The following is a 19,383-nucleotide window of genomic DNA, read 5'->3' as shown; positions in this document are numbered from 1 at the left end:
TTTAAATTTGTACTTGAAGATCGACCGTTGGGTTTTGGAATTTAATGCCTTGTTGTAGTTTTTCATACATCGCCGGATCAGTCCATTCCGCTTGAACCTGTTCAGAAAACACAATATGTTCCAGACTTAGCACACCCATTTGCTCATTTTCAATATCTTCAATAAAGCTTTGCGCATAGCCTGTATCGGTTTCATGCACAATCACTGAATAGACTTCTACATCACCTTCCCCGTTTTGGGTTTCAGTAGACGCAAGTACCTGTTGTGCCAAGTAGAAGAAAATACGTGAAAATTGTTCTGCGGATGGAGAAACAGGTAAAGATACCCAGCGTGCACTAAATTTCTTGCAAGCGGCAATATATTCGGCATCATCATGCTGCCAAAAGCAAATGGCATGATCAAAACTGTCAAAAATATCTTTAATTACGCCTTTTAATAATCCAAAGTCATACACCATTTGCCCATGATCAAGCTTTGATGCTTTCAGTAACAATTCAACTTTATAGCTATGCCCATGAATCGAACGCTTACAACGATCCGATGTGCAATTTCGCACAATATGAGCATTTTCAAACTTAAATAACTTACGAATTAACATGTGCCGTGATGCAATCAAAAATTTGTGAATTAATCTCAATTATAAAGCAAAAGTAAAAGTTATAAAGTAAAACTAAGAGGCGGTGCATGAATTTTACTGTTCAACACCATTGGTGAAATGGATGCAGCTCAATAGAAGTGAAGATATAATTTTTATAAAATGTCTTGTTTTCTTTGATTAAAACGGCGCCATACTGCGAGATGCCACATAAACGCGCTTATCCTTGCGCACAAAAGCACTACTGAACTGGCGTTTACGCCCACTGAGCAGCACTTCAATTTTGGCGCTAAAATACGCAGATTTTACCCCCAACAGATTGCTGACTTCACTTCTTACATCAGCACTGACCTGGTTAAAAGGCTCAATTGACCAAAGATCATTCACACTGGAAAAATGTTCCAAATTGGCCTGGCGCTGTTGTAAAACCTGTTGCACTGCTTTGATATCCAGCTTGGGATCAAGACTTGCCAGTAGCATCGCTGGTGCTGTATTGATATTCACCTTTGCATCCACGTCTGGAACTGCACTGACATAATCGGCAATTTGCAGATATTTTTGTCCTTCAAAGCCGCGCACCAGTTTCAGTTCTTCTACACTATGAAATTTATTGTTAGCCGGTAAATAACCTTGTGGCATGCCCTGATAATAGCTTGCTTCAGCACCCATTGAACCAATGGTTTCATTATCGTCATCTTGCCAGTCTATGACAGCTTCACTCAACTTTTCCGGCAATCCAACACGCAGCAACAGTTTTTCAAACCAGGCTTTTGCCTGAGGATTCGGCGTACCATCTGCATTCAGCAAACTGTTTAAATTAAATTTTCCCGACTGATCCTCTAAAGTACCTGCTACAAAACCATCCTCTACCGGGAAAGCCGGCATCGATTTGGCCCAGTTTTCTTGTAAATGATCAATATCGCCAGCATTCTCCGCATCATCAATCAACAGTTCTGAAAAAAAGGCTTCTGCACTTTTGGCATATAGTAGCGACTGGTTTTGACGCATCAAATATGCCGTGTTTTCCGCAGTATTGGCCTGTCTTTTGGCAATAGTCGCAGCAAGGATGGTCGCCAATGCCACCATGACCAAAATCGTGATTAAGGCAATGCCCTGTTGCGGCTTCATGTTCAATTAAGTCAAACCTTATGATGTAGAGTTATTTGTATTGCTATTTGCATTGTTATTCGGAATGCTATTTTGCTGTTTTAAATAATCAGTATTTAATAAACTAAAAACCCACTCATAAGCCACATCTTTTACGGTCAGTTTAATTTTTATGCCTTTCGGCAAGATCTGTTTTTGCGTGACATCATTTAAATCTACCTGACCTTCTGGCCATGCATTGAGTTCACTCGGATTTAATACCACAATCTCAAACTGGTCGACATTATTTAACAGCACACTGGATTCCGGCTGATCACGTCCCGTACTGTTCAAGTTACGGTATTTTAAGCGATAGAGTTTTTTTTCATCGGCACGATATTGATATTCAACCCGCTCATCTGGAGATATACCCTGACTCAAGGGGTCGGTCACACCAGTTTTACTAAAATTAAAACGACCATTTTGCAACACCAATGCCGGTTGCAGCTGATTATTTATATCCGCATTCAACGGAACAGCCTGTACGGTATCACGCAGAATTTGCTGATAGGCTTCCTGAAGCTGACCTAAATTGATCTCATGTTCAGCATTACGATCTTTGACTTTAATTAAATAATCAAAAACTTTCCAACCCAAAGCAGAAAGCACACTAAAGATGGCAATTGCCACCAAGAGTTCAACCAAAGTAAAACCTTTTTTATTTTTTGCAGTCTGCTTTTTCATGCTTTGGCCTTCGGGTTAAAGAAAACCACATGTGTAATTCCTGACTCAACCTTGCCCGTGTCAGGATTAAATAAACTGACCTGTACTTCTATGCGTTGTACATTCGGACTGATTGTAGATTGGGCAGCTTTATCAATTTGCCAGTTTTCACCTTGCTGGGTGACCTGTTTGGATTGGGTTCCCTGCAACCATTCCTGATTAATTTCCATCATTGCCACTTCGTTCAAGGCCACAAATTGCGCTTTGGTTCTTAAAATGGCATTCGAGGTTGCTTGGGTATATTGCATAGCCACCTTGGTGAAAGCAATTGCAGCAGTGGCGAAAATTGCCAAAGCCACCATGACTTCCAATAGCGTAAATCCTGAGCTGCGATGAGCAAGACACTGTTTTGCCGCGAAGCAAGACAAAGAGCTATGCATAGAATATCTAGCTTTCATTGATTTTACCCAGATGATCAATCTCGATTTCTTCACCAATCGGACGCTGTTCAAAATAAAATTGAATCCGTACCGGTTTAGCCTCTCCATTGCCTAGCCACAGCAATTGCGGTGCATTCGAATTCAGCAAATCCTCATTATTGGCATTTTCATAAGCATGATCGAGTGAAGTGACAGTAAACGAAACATGCTCTGGCAAAGCCTTCGGAGTAAATTCCGCATAATCCTGCCATTTTTTGTTTTCTTCAACAACTTGAGGGCTTGTAGTTTGAATGGAAGGAGGTAGGTATTCAAGCACCCCATAACGAAAGGGTGAGACATCCGTAGCACTTTGTACATTCAAGGCAAAAATGCGGGCTTGATCATTTGCTTCACGGTTAATCCTGCGTAAATCCATAACAAACACTTCTCGTGCCTGCATCGCTTTACGCTGGTCTACCCCGTTAATATTGGTGAGAATTAACGATGTCATGATTGCCATAATCACAATGACCACCATCAACTCGATCAGGGTAAAACCACGAATTGATGATGATCGGATTGACTTCATGGCATACCTTTAAGCAAACTGTTCCGCAGAACTGACCTGTTTTGGCATGGCCAGTGCCTGATCGATATACGCCACGCGCAATGTGTCACGTGACCCCAGATAACGCTGGTAAAAACTGGAATTCAGAATAGCTGCTGCGCCATGCGTTAAGGCCCAAATGGATGCCAGATAATCGCGTGTCGACATGCCACTTTGAATACTTTCTAAATAGCTTTCAGTCATACGGATAATAATGCGCAAACGCTGTTTTCTGACCTGATACAGTTCACTAAACAAAAGATTAATGCCGATCCCGGTTGTAGAAAGGCGTTCCTCTATTTGATGGAACAGCACGGTGCGCTCAGGATGATGTAAATGATGCAGCATAAAGAAAGCCAAATGCTCTGGAAAAGCTTTCTCCGCGTCCTTAATCATCTCGAGTAGCATGTTCTCATTACGAATAATGAGCAACATGTACAGTTCATCTTTACTTTGGAAATGTTTATATAGAGTTCCCTTCGCCAGATCGAGTTCTGCTGCCAACGCATCTAGCGTCATCCCTGATTCGCCATTTTCTAACAGCAGTTGCTCTGCGACCTGAAAAATTAACGCTTCTCTTGCTCGAAACTGAGCCTGACGATCCATCTTCACTCTGTAATTCTCTTCTGCGCTTATATCAATTTAAATTATTTACTTTAAATTAAGGAGGTTTTCAAAGTTCTGCATTGTAATGAAAGCAATTTCCTCAACTGACTTATCATATACATCACTCAAAGCTTTTGCTACATAAGGAACGTATTTTGGTTCATTAGATTTTCCTCTATAAGGCATTGGTGCCAAATAAGGGCTGTCGGTCTCAATCAGTACGCGGTCAAGTGGAACCTGCTTGGCCACATCACGCAAATCCTGCGCATTTTTAAAAGAAACAATCCCGGAAAATGACACATAATAGCCACAATCCAGCACAGCCTTTGCAGTTTCCCAGTCTTCAGTAAAACAATGCAAAATACCATGGGTGGATTTTTCAGCCCGGATGATATCGACCGTATCATGCTTGGCAGCGCGGGTATGTACCACCACCGGTTTTTTCACCGCCTGAGAGGCATGAATATGGCGAGCAAAACATTGTTTTTGTTCTGTAATAAAATCGGTACTGTGAAAATAATCCAGTCCTGTTTCACCAATGGCCCAAACTTTTTCAGGCTGCGCCAGTTCAATCAGATAATCCGTGGTTGCACGCGCCATGGTCACAGGATCTTCACAGGGATGAACACCGACGCTGTATCCTACATCCGCATGGCGTGAGGCAATTTTAGCCAGCTCGATATGGTCATTCAGGTCAACTGAGATGCTCATGAATTTGGATACCCCTGCTTCACGCGCCTGAGCTAATGCCAGATCCAGATTGCCATCATAAGGCGTTAAATCCAGCAAGGTTAAATGGCAGTGAGTATCTACAAACACAGTGAGATCCTAAATCGATTAAACAGCTACATAGTGTAACTAGTTCGACCTTCAGACTTAATACCTGTAAGTATCTTTTCAGCCTCTGATTTGTAATAAACACCCTTTTCCCCAGTCAACTGCATACCAAAGCCCTGTAATTTGATGCCATTTTGCTTTTGCGATATCCAGATGACTTTACCGGTTAAAGGAATTTTTTGTGATTGTTCAGGCAATGTCGCCAGCACAAATACTTCTTCACCCAGCGTGACCGGTTGCTTGGTCGGAATAAACAATCCCCCACCGACAACATAGGGCATATAACTGGCATATAACGTGTCTTTATCCGGGATATTGACTTGAATAATACCGCCCATACGTGGTTGCATTTGATTCCCCTTTTAAATGTTTAAATATTCATTAGTTTTATACACAATTGATCCAGCACTAAATTGCTTTGGACATTTTGCTCAATATATTGTTTAGCTTGCTGCAAATCAGAATAAACCGTAAATAAAAATTCCAGAGTATATTGTTCTGATAATCCACTCAAATCAAGATCGGAATTTTTAACTTGCTGACTGAGCTTGACACAAATTAAATCTGACAACAAGTATTCAAACATTTGTGCAAAGTCACTAAAACTCAGCGCTTTATTCCACTTGGTCGCAATTGCCATCGGCATATTTTTTTGTGTGACCAGTTTTTGCCAGTCCATTAAAAACTCTTGTCGCTTGTTCAACCATTCCATTTCAGCCAGCTGCATGGCCTGCAATGGCATCTGATTGGATAAGTTCATCAATAACTGTTTTTGGATTGGGTCCAAATCGGGCAAATGCTCGGATAGATAGCTATCCGCTTGAGCCACAGAAATACGGTCCAGTGCAAAATGCTGTAACCGGCTGCGAATCGTAGCAGGAAGTTTTAAATAGTGATCAGCCAATAGAATAATCACTATCCGATCGCCCGGCTCTTCCAGGGTTTTCAGCAAGGCATTGGCAGATGCGATATTTAAGGCTTCTGCTGGCTCAATCACAATAACGCGCCAGCCATCCACGGTTTGCTGCACAAAGGGCAATAAATCCCGGATTTTTTCAATCTTGATTTTGGCGTTTTGCTTTTTATTGTCTTCATCTGTGCTGATATAGACATAGTTGGGATGGGTATCTGACTTTAACCACAAACAGCTGCCACATTCTCCACAAGGTGCATTTTTTACATGCCGGTTGGCACACAACACCCAAGCCAAAAAATATTGTGCAAAAGCTTCCTTCCCACAGCCTTTTTTGCCATAAAAAAGCAGGCCATGACCCAGTCTGGGAAAGCGCCCTGTCAAGGTATCCCAAACCGTTTGCTGCCATGGGTAAACTTGTGCCACAACATTATTTTGCATTGGGGAATTCACCTTATTCGAAGCAAGCAACATCCATCTGATTCAGACGATCCAGATCCGCCTGCGTATCTACACCCGGTGGCAAGTTTGCTTCTGCAACGGCAATCGCAATACGATGCCCATTTTCCAGCACACGCAACTGTTCCAGACTTTCCAGCTTTTCCAATACACCCATATCCCAGGATACATATTCTTGCAGCAAATTCACGCGATAAGCATATAAGCCCAAATGGCGGTATGCCTGCTGATGCAATTGCTGAACTACTTGCTTGGCACCATCACGATCATAAGGAATGGTGGCACGGCTAAAATATAAAGCCTGGTTATATTTGGACATCACCACCTTAACAATACTGTCGCGCTGGAACTCTTCCAGACTATGAATCGGCTCACACAGTGTCGACATAGAAGATTCAGGTTGTGACTCTAAAAGCTGCGCTACCTGCTGCACCAATTGAGCAGGAAGCAAAGGTTCATCCCCTTGCACATTGACAATAATGTCTTCACTGGCCCAGCCTTTAATGCGTGCAACTTCACTTAAACGGTCAGTGCCAGAGGGATGGTCGGCGCTGGTCAGTACTACATCTACCCCTTCTTCACGGCAAACCGCCGCAATACGCTCATCATCCGTGGCTACACAGAGATCATCAAAACCAGCCACTTTTTTAGCCTGATCCACCACACGTAAAATCATGGCACGACCATGTATTTCCAATAACGGTTTACCCGGCAAACGGGAACTGGCAAAACGTGCTGGAATAACAATATGTTTCATAAACGATGAACCTTAAGAAATTTGAATACCGAATTGCTGTAATTGCTGACCTAATACATCATAGCACTGTGCTGAAAGCACCGCTTCAACCGGAACCACCCAGATTTCGCGATTAAAATCAGGATTTTGCTTTAATAATGGCAGAATTTTAACCGCATCTTTTTCAGTAGTAATAATAGGATTGGCATCTTCAAATTGCAGGTCAGTGATTTCATAATCATAATGATCTGGAAATTCATGACACTGGAATTGATGAATCCCCATGGTGTCTAAAGTGCTATAAAAACGCTGTGGGAATCCAATGCCGACCACGGCATAAAAATTATCATCCGGATTAAAGGGTTTGGCTTCCATTGCATTTAGCAAATAGGGATCTGTAACTTCAAGATGCATATTTAAAGCAGATGTCGGCTCAGTTGCATGCTCAATGACAGTCGCTGTTGCTAATCGGCTTGGAGGTTCGCGTAAATATCCTTCAGGCAATAGCTTTTGATTGCCGAGACCTCGATTCTGATCCAGCACAATCCATTCAATTTGTCGCGCTAAAGCCCAGTGTTGCAAACCATCATCACTGATAATTAAATCTAAATCATACTTTGACAGTAAATATTCAATACTCTGTTGCCGATTTGAACCCACCACCATCGGCACACCGGTAGACTGCACAATCAGACAGGGTTCATCTCCAACAACCTCGGGTAGCGATTCCAGATCGACATAGGCTGGAAATGGCCCCTTTCCACCATAACCACGACTAATTACACCCACGCGAACATCTTGAGTTTGCAGATAATTGACCAGTTGAATCAGCAGTGGTGTTTTCCCGCTTCCCCCAACGGTAATATTGCCAATTACCATCACCGGAACGGGTGATTGATAGCTGGTTTTAATGCCCAGCTGGTAAAGTTTTTTATTCAGTAAAAAACCACCACGATAAATCCATGACAAAGGTCTAAGCACAATCAACCACTTGGCCTGTTTATTCCAAGCATCTTGAATCAATTGTGCTACTGACATAAATCAATGTTCCTCAAAATTACGCTGATGTAATTGATAATAGGCACCCTGCTTGGCAATCAATTCTGCATGATTGCCTTGCTCCACAATTCTACCTTTATCCATCACCACAATGCGGTCAGCATTTTCAATGGTAGATAACCGATGTGCAATCACAATGGTGGTACGGTCTTGCATAGCTGCATCAAAGGCTTTCTGGATGAAGTATTCCGATTCATTATCGAGTGCACTGGTGGCTTCATCCAGAATCAGGATTGGGGCATTTTTCAAAATAGCCCGGGCAATGGCAATACGCTGGCGTTGCCCACCTGAAAGATTTAAACCTTGGGCACCTAATTGCGTATCATAACCGTGCGGTAAAGCCATAATAAAGTCATGCGCATAAGCTGCTTTTGCTGCTGCAATGATTTCCGCTTCCGATGCATTCTCCAGTTGTCCATAAGCGATATTTTCACGCACAGTGCGGTTAAATAACACCACCTGCTGGTTCACCATGGCAATTTGGGTACGTAAAGTATTAATTTCCAGCTCTTGAATGGCATACTGATCTAAATAAATATTGCCTGAACTCAGTTCCTGAAAACGTACCAGCAAATTGACCAAAGAAGTCTTTCCAGCTCCTGAACGCCCCACCAAGGCAATGGTTTCACCCGCCTTAACATCCAGGTTAAAATCATGAATCGCATGATGACCATCTGCATAAATTAAATTTGCGTTCTGGAATTGAATGTTACCTTTAAGTAGCGGAGTAACCGTGCCGGTATTTTGTTCTTCCGGTAAATCCAGCAATTCAAAAACTGAATGCGCAGCAGCCATACCGCGTTGTAATTTCTCATTCACATCGGTTAAAGCTTTAATCGGCTTGCTTAACATACCCGCTGCGGTAATGTAGGCAACAAACTCACCGGCACTGGTATCACGTAAGATTTCTGGTCGTAACGCAATCCAGATGATAATCCCCATAGCCAGCGACATAATGAATTGCACCACGGGGCTATTCAGCTGCTGCACCACCACCATTTTCAGACCACGTTTCAAGTTTTCCAGCGAATTGTTGCGAAAACGAGCCTGCTCGTAGTCTTGTCCACCAAAACCCTTAACGATTAAATTGCCATTCACCGTCTCCTGCACTACATGGTTAACATCCCCCATGGTATCCTGAACCTGAATAGATAATTCACGCATACGTTTTGAGGCTTTACGAACCAGCAACCCCATTAACGGAGCAAAAATAAGGATAATAAGGGTAAGTCGCCAGTTGCTATACAATAAATACCCTAACAACCCAATGGTAATCAGACCTTGTTGAACAATGGTTTTCAGCGATTCAGATGAAGCAGCGGTTAATTGCTCCACGTTATACATGATTTTAGCGGTGATATGACCACTGGTATTATCCAGATAATATTGCGATGGAAGTTTAAGCAGTTTGCCAAAAACTTCCTGACGAATATTAAAGACTAAATTCCGGGAGATCACTGCGGTATAATAGCCCCCAATAAAGGAACCTAAACCGCGAAAAAACATCAATAAAATAACCAGGAAAGGAAATATAGAAGTAAAGCTCTGATCTCTATGCTGAATTGCGGTAATGATTTTTTCCAGTAATTTCGCAATCGATACTTCAGTCGCAGCACTGATCGCAAAACCGATAAAAACCAGTATCGCTATACCCCAAAAAGGTTTCAGATATCCTAAAAGACGCAGGTAGACTTTAAAATCTTGCTTCACTCATAACCTCTAGACGGAACTTTGGTACTAATATTGACGTTAACAAAACCTAACTGTCCTGCCACATCCATTACACGAATCACATCCTGATGCGTTGCCTTGGCATCAGCAGCAATAACAAACATTAAATCACGACGATCATTGGAAATCTGTTTAATTGCAGTACTTAAATCTGCAATATCCTTGGTCGCAATCGATTGTCCATTAATAGAATAATGCCCTGAAGCATCAACTACCACTTCAATTTTATGATCATATTGTTTAGGTGGCACGCCTTGCGCATCAGGCAAGGTTAAATTCATGCGGCTAAACTGGTTGAATGTGGTTGATAACAGCAAAAACACCAAGATAAACAGCAAGCAGTCGATCATGGGGGTCAGGTTAATGTGAATATCTTCAACTTGTGTGCGTTTGAATTTCATTTTTCACCTTAACCTGCTTTTCTAATATTTTGTTCTTCATTTGTAGAATTTTGATAGAAAAGTGCAGCATGAAATAAGGTCGATTGCTGCTCAAGTTCTGCAATATATTCTTGAACCAAACGCTGAAAATAGCGATAGGCAAACAATGCCGGAATCGCAATAAACATCCCTGCCGCAGTCGTGATCAAGGCTTTGGAAATACCTGGAATCATTAAAGTCGGATTACTATTGGTACCCAAATCAATTACCAAGAAGGATTCGATAATCCCCAGCACCGTACCCAATAAACCCAATAATGGTGCTACAGCACTGAGTGTGCCCAGAAAGTTGATGTTTTTTTCCAGATAACCAATTTCTTGCGATGCAGTCGTTTCCATTTGTGCACGAGCAAATTGTTCATTGTGATTTTTACTTTGGTAACCCGCCATAAAAATGCGCCCCAAAGTCGTACCTTGTAGCGCTTGATTCTGTTGCAACTGCTGCATGACCGCTTCGGCATTTTGCGCTGGATTTAACAACAATACCTTAGGCAAAATCATGGTTTTTTTTAACCGAATAAAGCGTTCAATCGTGATTGCAACGGTAAAAATTGAACATAAAACCAGGGGCAGCATAAGCCATCCACCCGCCTTGACTAATTCCCACATGTTTTTCCCCAATAAAAAACAAAAATATTATTCTGCGAAACAGATATTTAATATCCCATCTAGCTCATCAAGCGAGTGATATTGAATAACCAGTTTACCCTTGCCTTGTTTATTATGATCAATTTTCACATCTGCACTAAAACGCTCAGCCAAACGCTGAGTCAATTGTTGAATATCTGGCGCAACTTCCGCTTTTGGTTTTTCTTGTTTTGGCGTATTTAACTCACGTACCAATTGTTCGGTTTGGCGTACAGATAAACTTTTTTCAATCACATGTTCTGCGACTTTAAGCTGGTCTTTGGCTTTTAAAGTTAAAATTGCACGGGCATGCCCCATATCCAGCAGACCTTGCTGCATAAAGTCTTTTACCGATTCAGCCAGAGTCAACAAACGCAATAAATTGCTGACTGTGGTACGGGCCTTGCCAACGGTATCGGCAATTTCCTGATGGCTTAAACCAAATTCTTCATGGAAACGTTGCAATGCCATGGCCTGGTCAATCGGATTCAAATCTTGACGCTGAATGTTTTCAATTAATGCCAAGGCGATAGCAACCTGGTCATTCAAGTCACGAACAATCGCAGGAACTTCGGTTAAACCCGCCAGTTGTGCAGCACGCCAACGACGCTCACCGGCAATAATTTCATAGGGATATTTTTCATCATCGATCGGACGAATCACAATCGGCTGCATCACCCCATGCTTTTCAATAGAAGCAGCAAGCTCCTGCAAATCCTGTTCATGAATAAAACGGCGCGGTTGATATTCACCGCGTTTTAATAAATGCACATCTATCTGTTTCAGCTGACCATGATCTAAAGCTTGAGCTTCCATTTGTAATTTTTCTTTCTGGATCGAGCCAAGCAAGGCATCCAGACCACGACCTTTAGCTAGTCCGCGTTTTTTTGTGGTCATGCGTTACTTCCTTTTTTTACTTTGCTTTTCTTTAACATTTCAGCCGCCAGATTTAAATAGGCAACCGCACCCTTCGAGCTTTTTTCAAAATAGATAATCGGCAAACCATGCGCCGGTGCTTCAGCCAAACGTACATTACGCGGAATGACCGTTTCATACAGTTTTTTACCGAAATATTGTTCCAGTTCTTCAGAAACATCACGGGTTAACGCATTACGCGCATCATACATGGTGCGTAACACACCCACGATTTGAAGATCCGGGTTGAGGGCTTGCTGAATACGGTCAATGGTCTGGGTTAAATCAGCGAGACCTTCCAGGGCATAATATTCACATTGCATTGGAATCAGCACACTCTGCACAGCTGCCAAAGCATTGACCGTAATCAAGCTCAAGCTAGGTGCACAGTCAACAATAATATAATCAAAAGAAGATTCAATTTCTTGTAATGCATCACGCAAAATATATTCGCGGCCATCCTGTTCAGCAATAGCAAGTTCTACACCAGCCAGATCACGGTTAGCACCTAAAACTCTATAACCCACTTCTGCTTTGGTAATTGCGGTTTCAATTGGAACTTCGCCCAATAACACATCAGTAACCGAATACAAAAGATCATTTTTCTGGATACCAGATCCCATCGTGGCATTGCCTTGTGAATCCATATCCACAAGTAAAACGCGCTTTTTCAAAACAGCTAACGATGCTGCCAAATTTACTGCGGTTGTGGTTTTACCTACGCCACCTTTTTGGTTCGCAATCGCAATAATTTGTGCCATGGTGACCCCAATCCTTCGAAAAAAATTAAATATGTTTCAATAAAAGCAAGTGACGTTGTTCGTCTAAACGTGGAACTGTAAGTTCAATAATTTCGCAACTAAATTGATCTTTTAAAGCATCCACTTCATCTGCAGGAATTAAACCTTTCATTGATGCAATAATACTTTGCTCATGCATAAAGGGTTGAGATGCAGTCACAAAATCAGTTAAAGAGGCAAATGCCCGGCTGGTAATGACATCGAATTGACCCAGTTCCTGAATGCTTTCTTCATTTTCAACACGTGTTTGTACCGCAACCACATTTTTTAGTTTTAAATCAGCAATAAACTGTTTCAGGAAACGGATTTTTTTGCCATTTGAATCGAGCAATACACATTGGCGTTCAGGCTGGCATAAGGCAATGATCATGCCCGGCATACCGCCACCAGTCCCGATATCAAGCAAGCGGCCTTGAGGTAAATCTTTCAAAATACTCAAGCTATCCAGCAAATGCTTGACCAGCATTTCTTTGGGATCACGAATCGCTGTCAAATTATATGCTTTATTCCACAGTACCAAAGCATCCTGGTATTTGAGTAATAAATTTAAAGCCTCATCGCTAAGCTCCAAACCCAAAGCCTGACTACCCTGCTTAAGTTCTTTAAAAAACTGATGCATATACAAATAACGTCTCGAAAAGTTAATGGAAGTATACCGATTTATACAACAAGTCACAGTAGCTTGTGCTTAGTGAATATGCACTTAGTCGTACAAGCCTTGCTTAATTTGTTGATCCAGTACATTTAATCGTTCAGGAGTGCCAACATCTACCCAAACACCCTGCATTTTGGATGCAGAAATTTGTTGCCCAAGCATGGCTTGTTTTAATAAAGGTGCGAGTGGTCGCTTGCCGTTTTCCAGGCCTACAAACAGGCGGGGATGAATCACTGCAACGCCGCTATAAGTCAGTGCTTCACCTTGCTGGTCTTGATCAAAAGTATAACCACGACCATTGGTCAAGATAAAGTCACCCTGCGGATGTTGAGCCGGATTATCGACAAAAACCAGATGAGCGAGGTCATTTTCCAGTTTCACATCCAGTAAAGTTGAAAAATCCATGGTGGTCCAGACATCACCATTGACCAGAATAAAAGGATCTTCACCCAAAAGCGGCAAGGCATTAATAATGCCTCCCGCTGTTTCCAGACCTTCACCTTCATGAGACCACAAGATCTTGACACCAAACTCTGAACCATCACCCAAAGCCTGAGCCAGCTTTTCACCCAACCAGGCGGTATTGATCACAATCTCAGTAACACCAATCTTCTGCAATTTTTCAATATGCCAAACAATTAATGGTTTGCCACCCACTTCCAGCAATGGTTTTGGTGTATGCAGAGTCAGTGGACGCATGCGGTTACCCAAGCCCGCAGCAAGAATCATGGCTTTCATTTATGCAGCAACCTCATAACGACCATATTTGGCTTCAAACTTCGGCATTACCTTAGCCTGAATAAACTGCATAAACGGTTGTAGTTCTACATAAAGTTTGCTTTCTTCCAGTAAATACCACATCACACGCGGTAAATCCTTGAGATAACCCGATTTGCCATCACGCTCAAACAGGCGCACAAAAATGCCTAAAATTTTAATATGGCGTTGAATGGCCATCATGTCGGCATCTTTTTTAAACTGTTCAAAATCACGATCCTGCTTGGATGATTCCGGCAACAGGTCATAGAAGGTTTTGAACCAGGTATAAACACGCTCTGCATTCCACTGCACATAGGCATCCCGGGTAATTGAAATCAGGTCATAAGTATCTGCACCAATCACGGCATCCTGAAAATCAATCACGCCCAGATCAGTTTCGCCTTCAATTTTCATCAGGTTACGGCTATGAAAATCGCGGTGTACGATGACTTGCGGTTGTGCCAAAGCAGCATTGGCTAAAATGGCAAAACTGCGTTTAATTAAAGCACTTTCTTCTGCTGTAGGCTGAATGTGCAATGAAGGCAACATCCAGTCAGTCAGCAATTCCATTTCAGAAATCAGTTTTTCATAGGAATAATTCGGAAAATGATTTGTTCCATCAATTGCTTGTAATTGAATCAATTGTTTAAAGCTTTGCGCATAATAAGCATCTACAGTTTGCTCATTCAGCAAGGTAGAGAGCAAAACATCGCCAAAATCTTCCAGCAATAAGAAGCCTAGTTCCAGGTCTTTAGCAATAATATGTGGTACACGCACACCATTCTTATCAAAAAATTCATCGATCGTCACAAAAGGCCCACAATCTTCTTTTTCTGGTGGTGCATCCATAAGCATAAATGTTTTATTATTCAATTTGATTCGTGCATAACGACGGAAGCTTGCATCGCCTGCCAAAAAATGAGTTTCAAATTGATCTGAACCAAGTACAGATGTAATCCATGTTTGTATCAATTGTTCACGTTGTGTATTCATTTGCGATAAATTCTAATACAGGCTGAGTTTTTAAAGTGCTAAGTGTAGCCACTTATCAACTTTTTCTCTATGATGCGAGGATAATTAATTGCGATTAAGCATACTTGGTTAATGAACAAATGAAGCATCAGTTTAAATTTAATCCTTTAGCGACTGCTATCTTTACCCTTTTATGTGGCAGCTCGATTTCAAGCTATGCTGAATCCACAATTCCAGCTTCGACTGTCGACAACCAAAAAATGAAAGACAGTATTCAGGAATCGTATCCTGGACAACAATTTTTTGAACAATATTATGTAGACAAATCCTCTCCTGAAGCCCAGCAACGCCGAGGACAACAGTTAAGTTCTGCTTATTGTCAAGGAGCCTGGATTACCCCGATTAGTCCAGAAACCCAGCCTGCAGACCCGGAAAACACAACCTCTACCGTAACAGCCGATTATGGTCATTATGATCCAAATGGTGATTCGGTATTGGAAGGCAATGTGCTGATTGATCAGCAAGGTCGTCAAATTCGTGCCGATAAAATCACCATTGATCAAACCCAGACTTATGCCAATGCCCAAGGTCGTGTACAAATGGCACAGGGCGGTTTACTGGCACAGAGTGACCAGATCAATTACAACTTAAAAACCCAGCAAGGCGACCTGAATAACAGCTTCTACATTTCTGAAGAGCAGCATGCGCATGGCCATGCAGAAAAAATTGCCCGTACCTCAGAAAACGTGGTGGTGATGAACAATGCAACCTATAGCACATGCCCACCAGATGAAACGCCAACCTGGAAAATTCAGGCCAATAAAATTACTTTAAATAAAGAAACCGGACGTGGTGAAACACGTGGAACCAAACTTTATGTAAAAGATGTTCCCGTTTTAGCAGTACCCTACTTCAATTTCCCGATTGATGACCGCCGTACCACCGGTATTTTGACCCCAAGTTTCGGATTTTCTAATGATGGCGGTGTAGAGCTTGGAGTTCCGGTTTATTTAAACCTGGCACCGAATTACGATGCGACTGTCACTCCACGATATATTGCCAATCGTGGCGCCATGCTTGAAGGTGAATTCCGCTATTTAACGGAAAATTTTGGCTCGGGTATGGTTTGGGGTGGTTATTTAGCTTCGGATAGTAAATATAACGACCAAGACCGTAAAGATTTACATTTTTTACATAACTGGCAAATCAACAACCAGTTTTCTACCAATCTCGAATATAACTATGCATCAGATAAAGACTATTTTTCTGATTTAAATAACAATCCCAACTCCAAGACCGACTTAAACTTACGCCGTGCCTGGGAACTGAATTATAAAAATGGCATTCCGGGGTTAAAGGCCCAGCTCAAGGTGGAAGATTTCCAGACACTGGACAAGACTGTTCCATCTGAAGACCGTCCTTATGCTCGTCTACCACAGTTTTTATTGAATTATAAAAATGGCAATCCATTAGGCTTGCAATATGAATTCAATAATGACACCGCTTACTTCAAAAAAGACATCTCCGATTTCAACAGTGTAACTACAGAGCCAAGCGGTACACGTATTTATAATGATTTTGCAGTCCGTTACAACTACCGCAATCCATGGTCATTTGTCATTCCGGAAATATCACTGCGTAATATCAATACTTTCTATGATCAAAACACGATTGCAGCTCAAAACATTCGCTCATCAGATGAAACAAAGTCTGTCACTGTACCGCAATTTACTTTAGATACAGGCTTAACCTTTGAAAAAGAAGGTAAATATCTACAAACAATTACCCCTCGCGCTTTTTATGCCTATTCTCCGTATAAAAACCAGGATACTTATCCAAACTTTGACTCTACCACAGCCTCTATCAATTATGATCAGTTGTTCAGTCCACGCCGTTTCTATGGTCATGACCGACTTGAAGACAACAATTTTTTATCTTTAGGTCTAAGTTATAGTCTGTTTGATGAAATTGGTCTGGAACGCTTAAAAACCAGTGTAGGCCAAAGCTTTTACTTTGAAGACCGTCGTGTCAGTCTAAATAATGAATCTGACCAGTTTGATACTGAACGTCATACCGGACCGGTGTTAAGCGTTTCCAGCCAACTATCACAAAATTTCACTATTGGCGCAAATTCAGCCTGGATGTCAAATGGTGACAATGCTCAGCGTGACTTGCAACTGTATTATACCGGCAATCAAGGCAACCTTTATAACCTAGGCTATTTTTATCGCAAAGATATTCCAAACCGACAGAAGCAATATGACCAAGTGGTTGCATCTTTCATTCAACCTGTAGCAAATAACTGGCGGATTTTAGGTCATGCTCAATATGATCTGGACAATAACGTCGCTCGCGAGTATTTATTAGGTGTAAATTATGAGTCATGTTGCTGGGGCATTTCGGTTTATGGACGCTCTTATTATAATGACCTAGATGATGTAAGCGCAGATGGCGTAAATGCAAAACGCGCGATTATGGCTGAAGTCAGCCTCAAAGGTTTAGGTGGTTTCAACAAAAAGCTTTCATCATTACTAGAAAACCGTATTCTAGGTTTTAATAAAATTAATCAATCTTGGACACAACGTTAATGAAGACAATACAGTTAAAACATTTTTTTAAAGCGACTGCTCTTGCTTTAGCTTTATCTTCATCAATGACTACATTTGCGCAACCCTCAGATGAAGTGGTAGCCCTGGTAGATAATAGTGTCATTTTAAAAAGTGATTTAGAACAAGGTATCGCCGAACTCAAACATCAACTTGAAGCACAAAAAAAACAGCTTCCGCCTGAACAGTATTTACAGCAACAGGCACTTGACCAGCTCATTATTCGTCAAGCGCAACTCGAGCAAGTTAAACGCTACAATATCAAACCGAACGAAAAAGAACTGAATGAAGCTGTGCTTAAGGTCGCGGGCCAATCGGGTAGCAAGAGTTTAGAAGCATTCCAGCAAAAGCTGGATAATATTGCACCAGGGACTTATGAGTCTTTGCGTAATCGTATCGCAGAAGATTTAGCGATTAATCGCCTGCGTCAACAAGTGGTGATGTCACGCATTAAAATTAGTGATCAGGATGTAGAAAATTTCTTAAAGACTCCGCAAGGTCAAGCTGCTTTAGGCAATCAGGTTCACGTATTGCATGTCCGCATTTCTGGCGACAACAACATAGAAAAAGTGGCCAAACAAGTTCAAGCGGCTCTCAAAGAGAGTAATGATATTCAGGCCCTTGATAAAAAATTCACTGCAAATGGCGTAAAAGTTGAAAGTGCCGATATGGGCTTTCGTAATCTATCCGACATCCCAGGTGAACTGGCTGCACGTGTAAGTCCGCTACAAGTTGGACAAACCACAGACCTGATTCCGGTTCGTGATGGTATCCATGTATTAAAACTGGTGGATCGTAAAGGTGCAGACCAGAAAGCGATTGTGCCTCAATATCAGGCACGCCACATTTTGATTCAGCCTTCTGAAGTGGTGAGTCCGGAAAATGCCAAACAGCAAATTGACAGTATCTATAACCGCTTAAAAGCAGGTGAAGATTTTGCCATATTAGCCTCTACTTTTTCCACTGATCCGGGTTCTGCACGCGATGGCGGTAGCTTAGGCTGGGTTAGCCCGGGTGTGATGGTGCCTGAATTCGACGCTCAAATGAAGAATACCCCTGTAGGTCAAATCAGCGCACCCTTCCAGACTCAATTTGGCTGGCACATTCTTCAGGTGACTGAAACACGCCAACAAGATATGACCCGTGAATATCAGCAACGTATGGCTCGTCAGATTCTAGGTGAACGGCAATTTGATGCTGAATTGGATAGCTGGTTACGCGAAATTCGCAACAATGCCTTTGTCGAAATTAAAGATCCTAGTCTTGACCGGAAGAAAAATAAATAATTTCAGATGATTTAAATTAGCCCGAAGCCAGTTGTGTGAACAGCTGGCTTTTATATTTTCCATAATATAAAAACCCACATTCACCTCTATTTAAAATCCCAGCAAATAATTTAAAAAACCTATCCAATGCCCATTCATTTTATTTTCTAATTTTCACGCAAAAAAAACCTCTCACAAGGAGAGGTTTTCTAAAAATTAACAATTAACGGTTATTTTCGTCGTCTTGAGAATCTTCAAATTTTGTTTCGCCTTCAAAGCCTGGGTTTGATTGACCACCGAAGCCACCTTGAGCACCAAAGCCACCTTGACCACCAAAGCCGCCAGTTTGACCGCCGAAGCCACCTTGACCACCGAAGCCACCAGTTTGACCGCCGAAACCACCTTGACCGCCGAAGCCACCTTGACCGCCGAAGCCACCTTGACCGCCGAAGCCACCTTGACCGCCGAAGCCACCTTGAGGCTGACCACCACCGAAGCCACCAGCGCCTTGAGCACCAGCAGGAGCACCAGCAGGACGTGGGTTACGTGCAGGAACAACTGTAGAAATGGCATG

The 19,383-nt window shown here is 42.0% G+C and carries 21 protein-coding genes and 1 pseudogene; 2 read left to right on the top strand and 20 right to left on the bottom strand.

Annotated features, from left to right (window positions below; all coding sequences use genetic code 11):
• Nucleotide 1: 1 nt before the first annotated feature.
• The 19 genes from B9T29_RS05655 to B9T29_RS05565 form a co-directional block, all read right to left on the bottom strand.
• Nucleotides 2–598, bottom strand: a complete 597-nt coding sequence (locus B9T29_RS05655; protein ID WP_086174984.1) for a 6-pyruvoyl trahydropterin synthase family protein — start codon at nt 596–598, stop codon at nt 2–4.
• 177 nt (nt 599–775) lie between these two features.
• On the bottom strand, nt 776–1,723 hold the full coding sequence (gene gspK, locus B9T29_RS05650; RefSeq protein WP_086174983.1) for a type II secretion system minor pseudopilin GspK: 948 nt from the start codon (nt 1,721–1,723) through the stop codon (nt 776–778).
• An 18-nt stretch (nt 1,724–1,741) separates the two neighbouring features.
• Nucleotides 1,742–2,425, bottom strand: coding sequence for a type II secretion system minor pseudopilin GspJ (gene gspJ / locus B9T29_RS05645; protein ID WP_086174982.1), 684 nt, complete (start codon nt 2,423–2,425; stop codon nt 1,742–1,744).
• Complete coding sequence (gene gspI, locus B9T29_RS05640) at nt 2,422–2,844, bottom strand: type II secretion system minor pseudopilin GspI (protein ID WP_171263994.1); 423 nt, start codon at nt 2,842–2,844, stop codon at nt 2,422–2,424. Before gspI ends, gspJ begins: the two co-directional genes overlap by 4 nt.
• A 7-nt stretch (nt 2,845–2,851) precedes the next feature.
• On the bottom strand, nt 2,852–3,412 hold the full coding sequence (locus B9T29_RS05635; RefSeq protein WP_086174980.1) for a pilus assembly FimT family protein: 561 nt from the start codon (nt 3,410–3,412) through the stop codon (nt 2,852–2,854).
• Between the two features lie 9 nt (nt 3,413–3,421).
• Nucleotides 3,422–4,036, bottom strand: coding sequence for a TetR/AcrR family transcriptional regulator (locus B9T29_RS05630; RefSeq protein ID WP_086174979.1), 615 nt, complete (start codon nt 4,034–4,036; stop codon nt 3,422–3,424).
• A 45-nt stretch (nt 4,037–4,081) separates the two neighbouring features.
• Nucleotides 4,082–4,855, bottom strand: coding sequence for a TatD family hydrolase (locus tag B9T29_RS05625; RefSeq protein ID WP_086174978.1), 774 nt, complete (start codon nt 4,853–4,855; stop codon nt 4,082–4,084).
• Between the two features lie 26 nt (nt 4,856–4,881).
• Entirely contained in the window at nt 4,882–5,223 is a 342-nt protein-coding gene (locus tag B9T29_RS05620) for a PilZ domain-containing protein (protein ID WP_086174977.1), read from the bottom strand.
• A gap of 20 nt (nt 5,224–5,243) precedes the next feature.
• Nucleotides 5,244–6,227 (bottom strand): DNA polymerase III subunit delta', encoded by a 984-nt coding sequence (locus B9T29_RS05615; RefSeq protein ID WP_086175162.1) that lies wholly within the window; start codon nt 6,225–6,227, stop codon nt 5,244–5,246.
• A 13-nt stretch (nt 6,228–6,240) separates the two neighbouring features.
• Nucleotides 6,241–7,002 (bottom strand): 3-deoxy-manno-octulosonate cytidylyltransferase, encoded by a 762-nt coding sequence (kdsB, locus tag B9T29_RS05610; protein ID WP_086174976.1) that lies wholly within the window; start codon nt 7,000–7,002, stop codon nt 6,241–6,243.
• 12 nt (nt 7,003–7,014) lie between these two features.
• On the bottom strand, nt 7,015–8,019 hold the full coding sequence (gene lpxK, locus B9T29_RS05605) for a tetraacyldisaccharide 4'-kinase (RefSeq protein WP_086174975.1): 1,005 nt from the start codon (nt 8,017–8,019) through the stop codon (nt 7,015–7,017).
• Between the two features lie 3 nt (nt 8,020–8,022).
• Nucleotides 8,023–9,750 carry a lipid A export permease/ATP-binding protein MsbA gene (gene msbA / locus B9T29_RS05600; protein WP_086174974.1) on the bottom strand — a complete coding sequence of 576 codons (1,728 nt, stop codon included), beginning with the start codon at nt 9,748–9,750 and terminating at the stop codon, nt 8,023–8,025.
• Nucleotides 9,747–10,172, bottom strand: coding sequence for an ExbD/TolR family protein (locus B9T29_RS05595; RefSeq protein ID WP_086174973.1), 426 nt, complete (start codon nt 10,170–10,172; stop codon nt 9,747–9,749). The genes msbA and B9T29_RS05595 overlap by 4 nt, the downstream gene beginning before the upstream one ends.
• An 8-nt stretch (nt 10,173–10,180) precedes the next feature.
• Nucleotides 10,181–10,819, bottom strand: coding sequence for a MotA/TolQ/ExbB proton channel family protein (locus B9T29_RS05590; RefSeq protein ID WP_086174972.1), 639 nt, complete (start codon nt 10,817–10,819; stop codon nt 10,181–10,183).
• A gap of 27 nt (nt 10,820–10,846) precedes the next feature.
• Complete coding sequence (locus tag B9T29_RS05585; protein ID WP_086174971.1) at nt 10,847–11,734, bottom strand: ParB/RepB/Spo0J family partition protein; 888 nt, start codon at nt 11,732–11,734, stop codon at nt 10,847–10,849.
• The gene (locus B9T29_RS05580; RefSeq protein WP_086174970.1) at nt 11,731–12,513 is read right to left on the bottom strand and encodes a ParA family protein; all 783 of its coding nucleotides are present in this window, start codon (nt 12,511–12,513) and stop codon (nt 11,731–11,733) included. Before B9T29_RS05580 ends, B9T29_RS05585 begins: the two co-directional genes overlap by 4 nt.
• A gap of 25 nt (nt 12,514–12,538) precedes the next feature.
• The gene (gene rsmG / locus B9T29_RS05575; protein ID WP_086174969.1) at nt 12,539–13,171 is read right to left on the bottom strand and encodes a 16S rRNA (guanine(527)-N(7))-methyltransferase RsmG; all 633 of its coding nucleotides are present in this window, start codon (nt 13,169–13,171) and stop codon (nt 12,539–12,541) included.
• A gap of 84 nt (nt 13,172–13,255) precedes the next feature.
• Nucleotides 13,256–13,945, bottom strand: coding sequence for an N-acetylmuramate alpha-1-phosphate uridylyltransferase MurU (gene murU / locus B9T29_RS05570; protein WP_086174968.1), 690 nt, complete (start codon nt 13,943–13,945; stop codon nt 13,256–13,258).
• Nucleotides 13,946–14,959 carry an aminoglycoside phosphotransferase family protein gene (locus B9T29_RS05565; RefSeq protein WP_086174967.1) on the bottom strand — a complete coding sequence of 338 codons (1,014 nt, stop codon included), beginning with the start codon at nt 14,957–14,959 and terminating at the stop codon, nt 13,946–13,948.
• Between the two features lie 119 nt (nt 14,960–15,078).
• Here B9T29_RS05565 and B9T29_RS05560 point away from each other — a divergent pair, with 119 nt between their 5' ends.
• Nucleotides 15,079–17,526, top strand: coding sequence for an LPS-assembly protein LptD (locus B9T29_RS05560; protein ID WP_086174966.1), 2,448 nt, complete (start codon nt 15,079–15,081; stop codon nt 17,524–17,526).
• Nucleotides 17,526–18,830 (top strand): peptidylprolyl isomerase, encoded by a 1,305-nt coding sequence (locus B9T29_RS05555; protein ID WP_086174965.1) that lies wholly within the window; start codon nt 17,526–17,528, stop codon nt 18,828–18,830. Before B9T29_RS05560 ends, B9T29_RS05555 begins: the two co-directional genes overlap by 1 nt.
• 202 nt (nt 18,831–19,032) lie before the next feature.
• Here the strand turns inward: B9T29_RS05555 and B9T29_RS05550 are convergent.
• A pseudogene (locus B9T29_RS05550) lies at nt 19,033–19,383 on the bottom strand (RNA chaperone Hfq); the annotation flags it as partial.

The sequence above is a fragment of the Acinetobacter sp. ANC 3903 genome, from assembly GCF_002135315.1.
GTDB lineage: Bacteria > Pseudomonadota > Gammaproteobacteria > Pseudomonadales > Moraxellaceae > Acinetobacter.
Note: the sequence above shows the minus strand (reverse complement) of the source record. Positions and strands in the feature narration are given on the sequence as shown.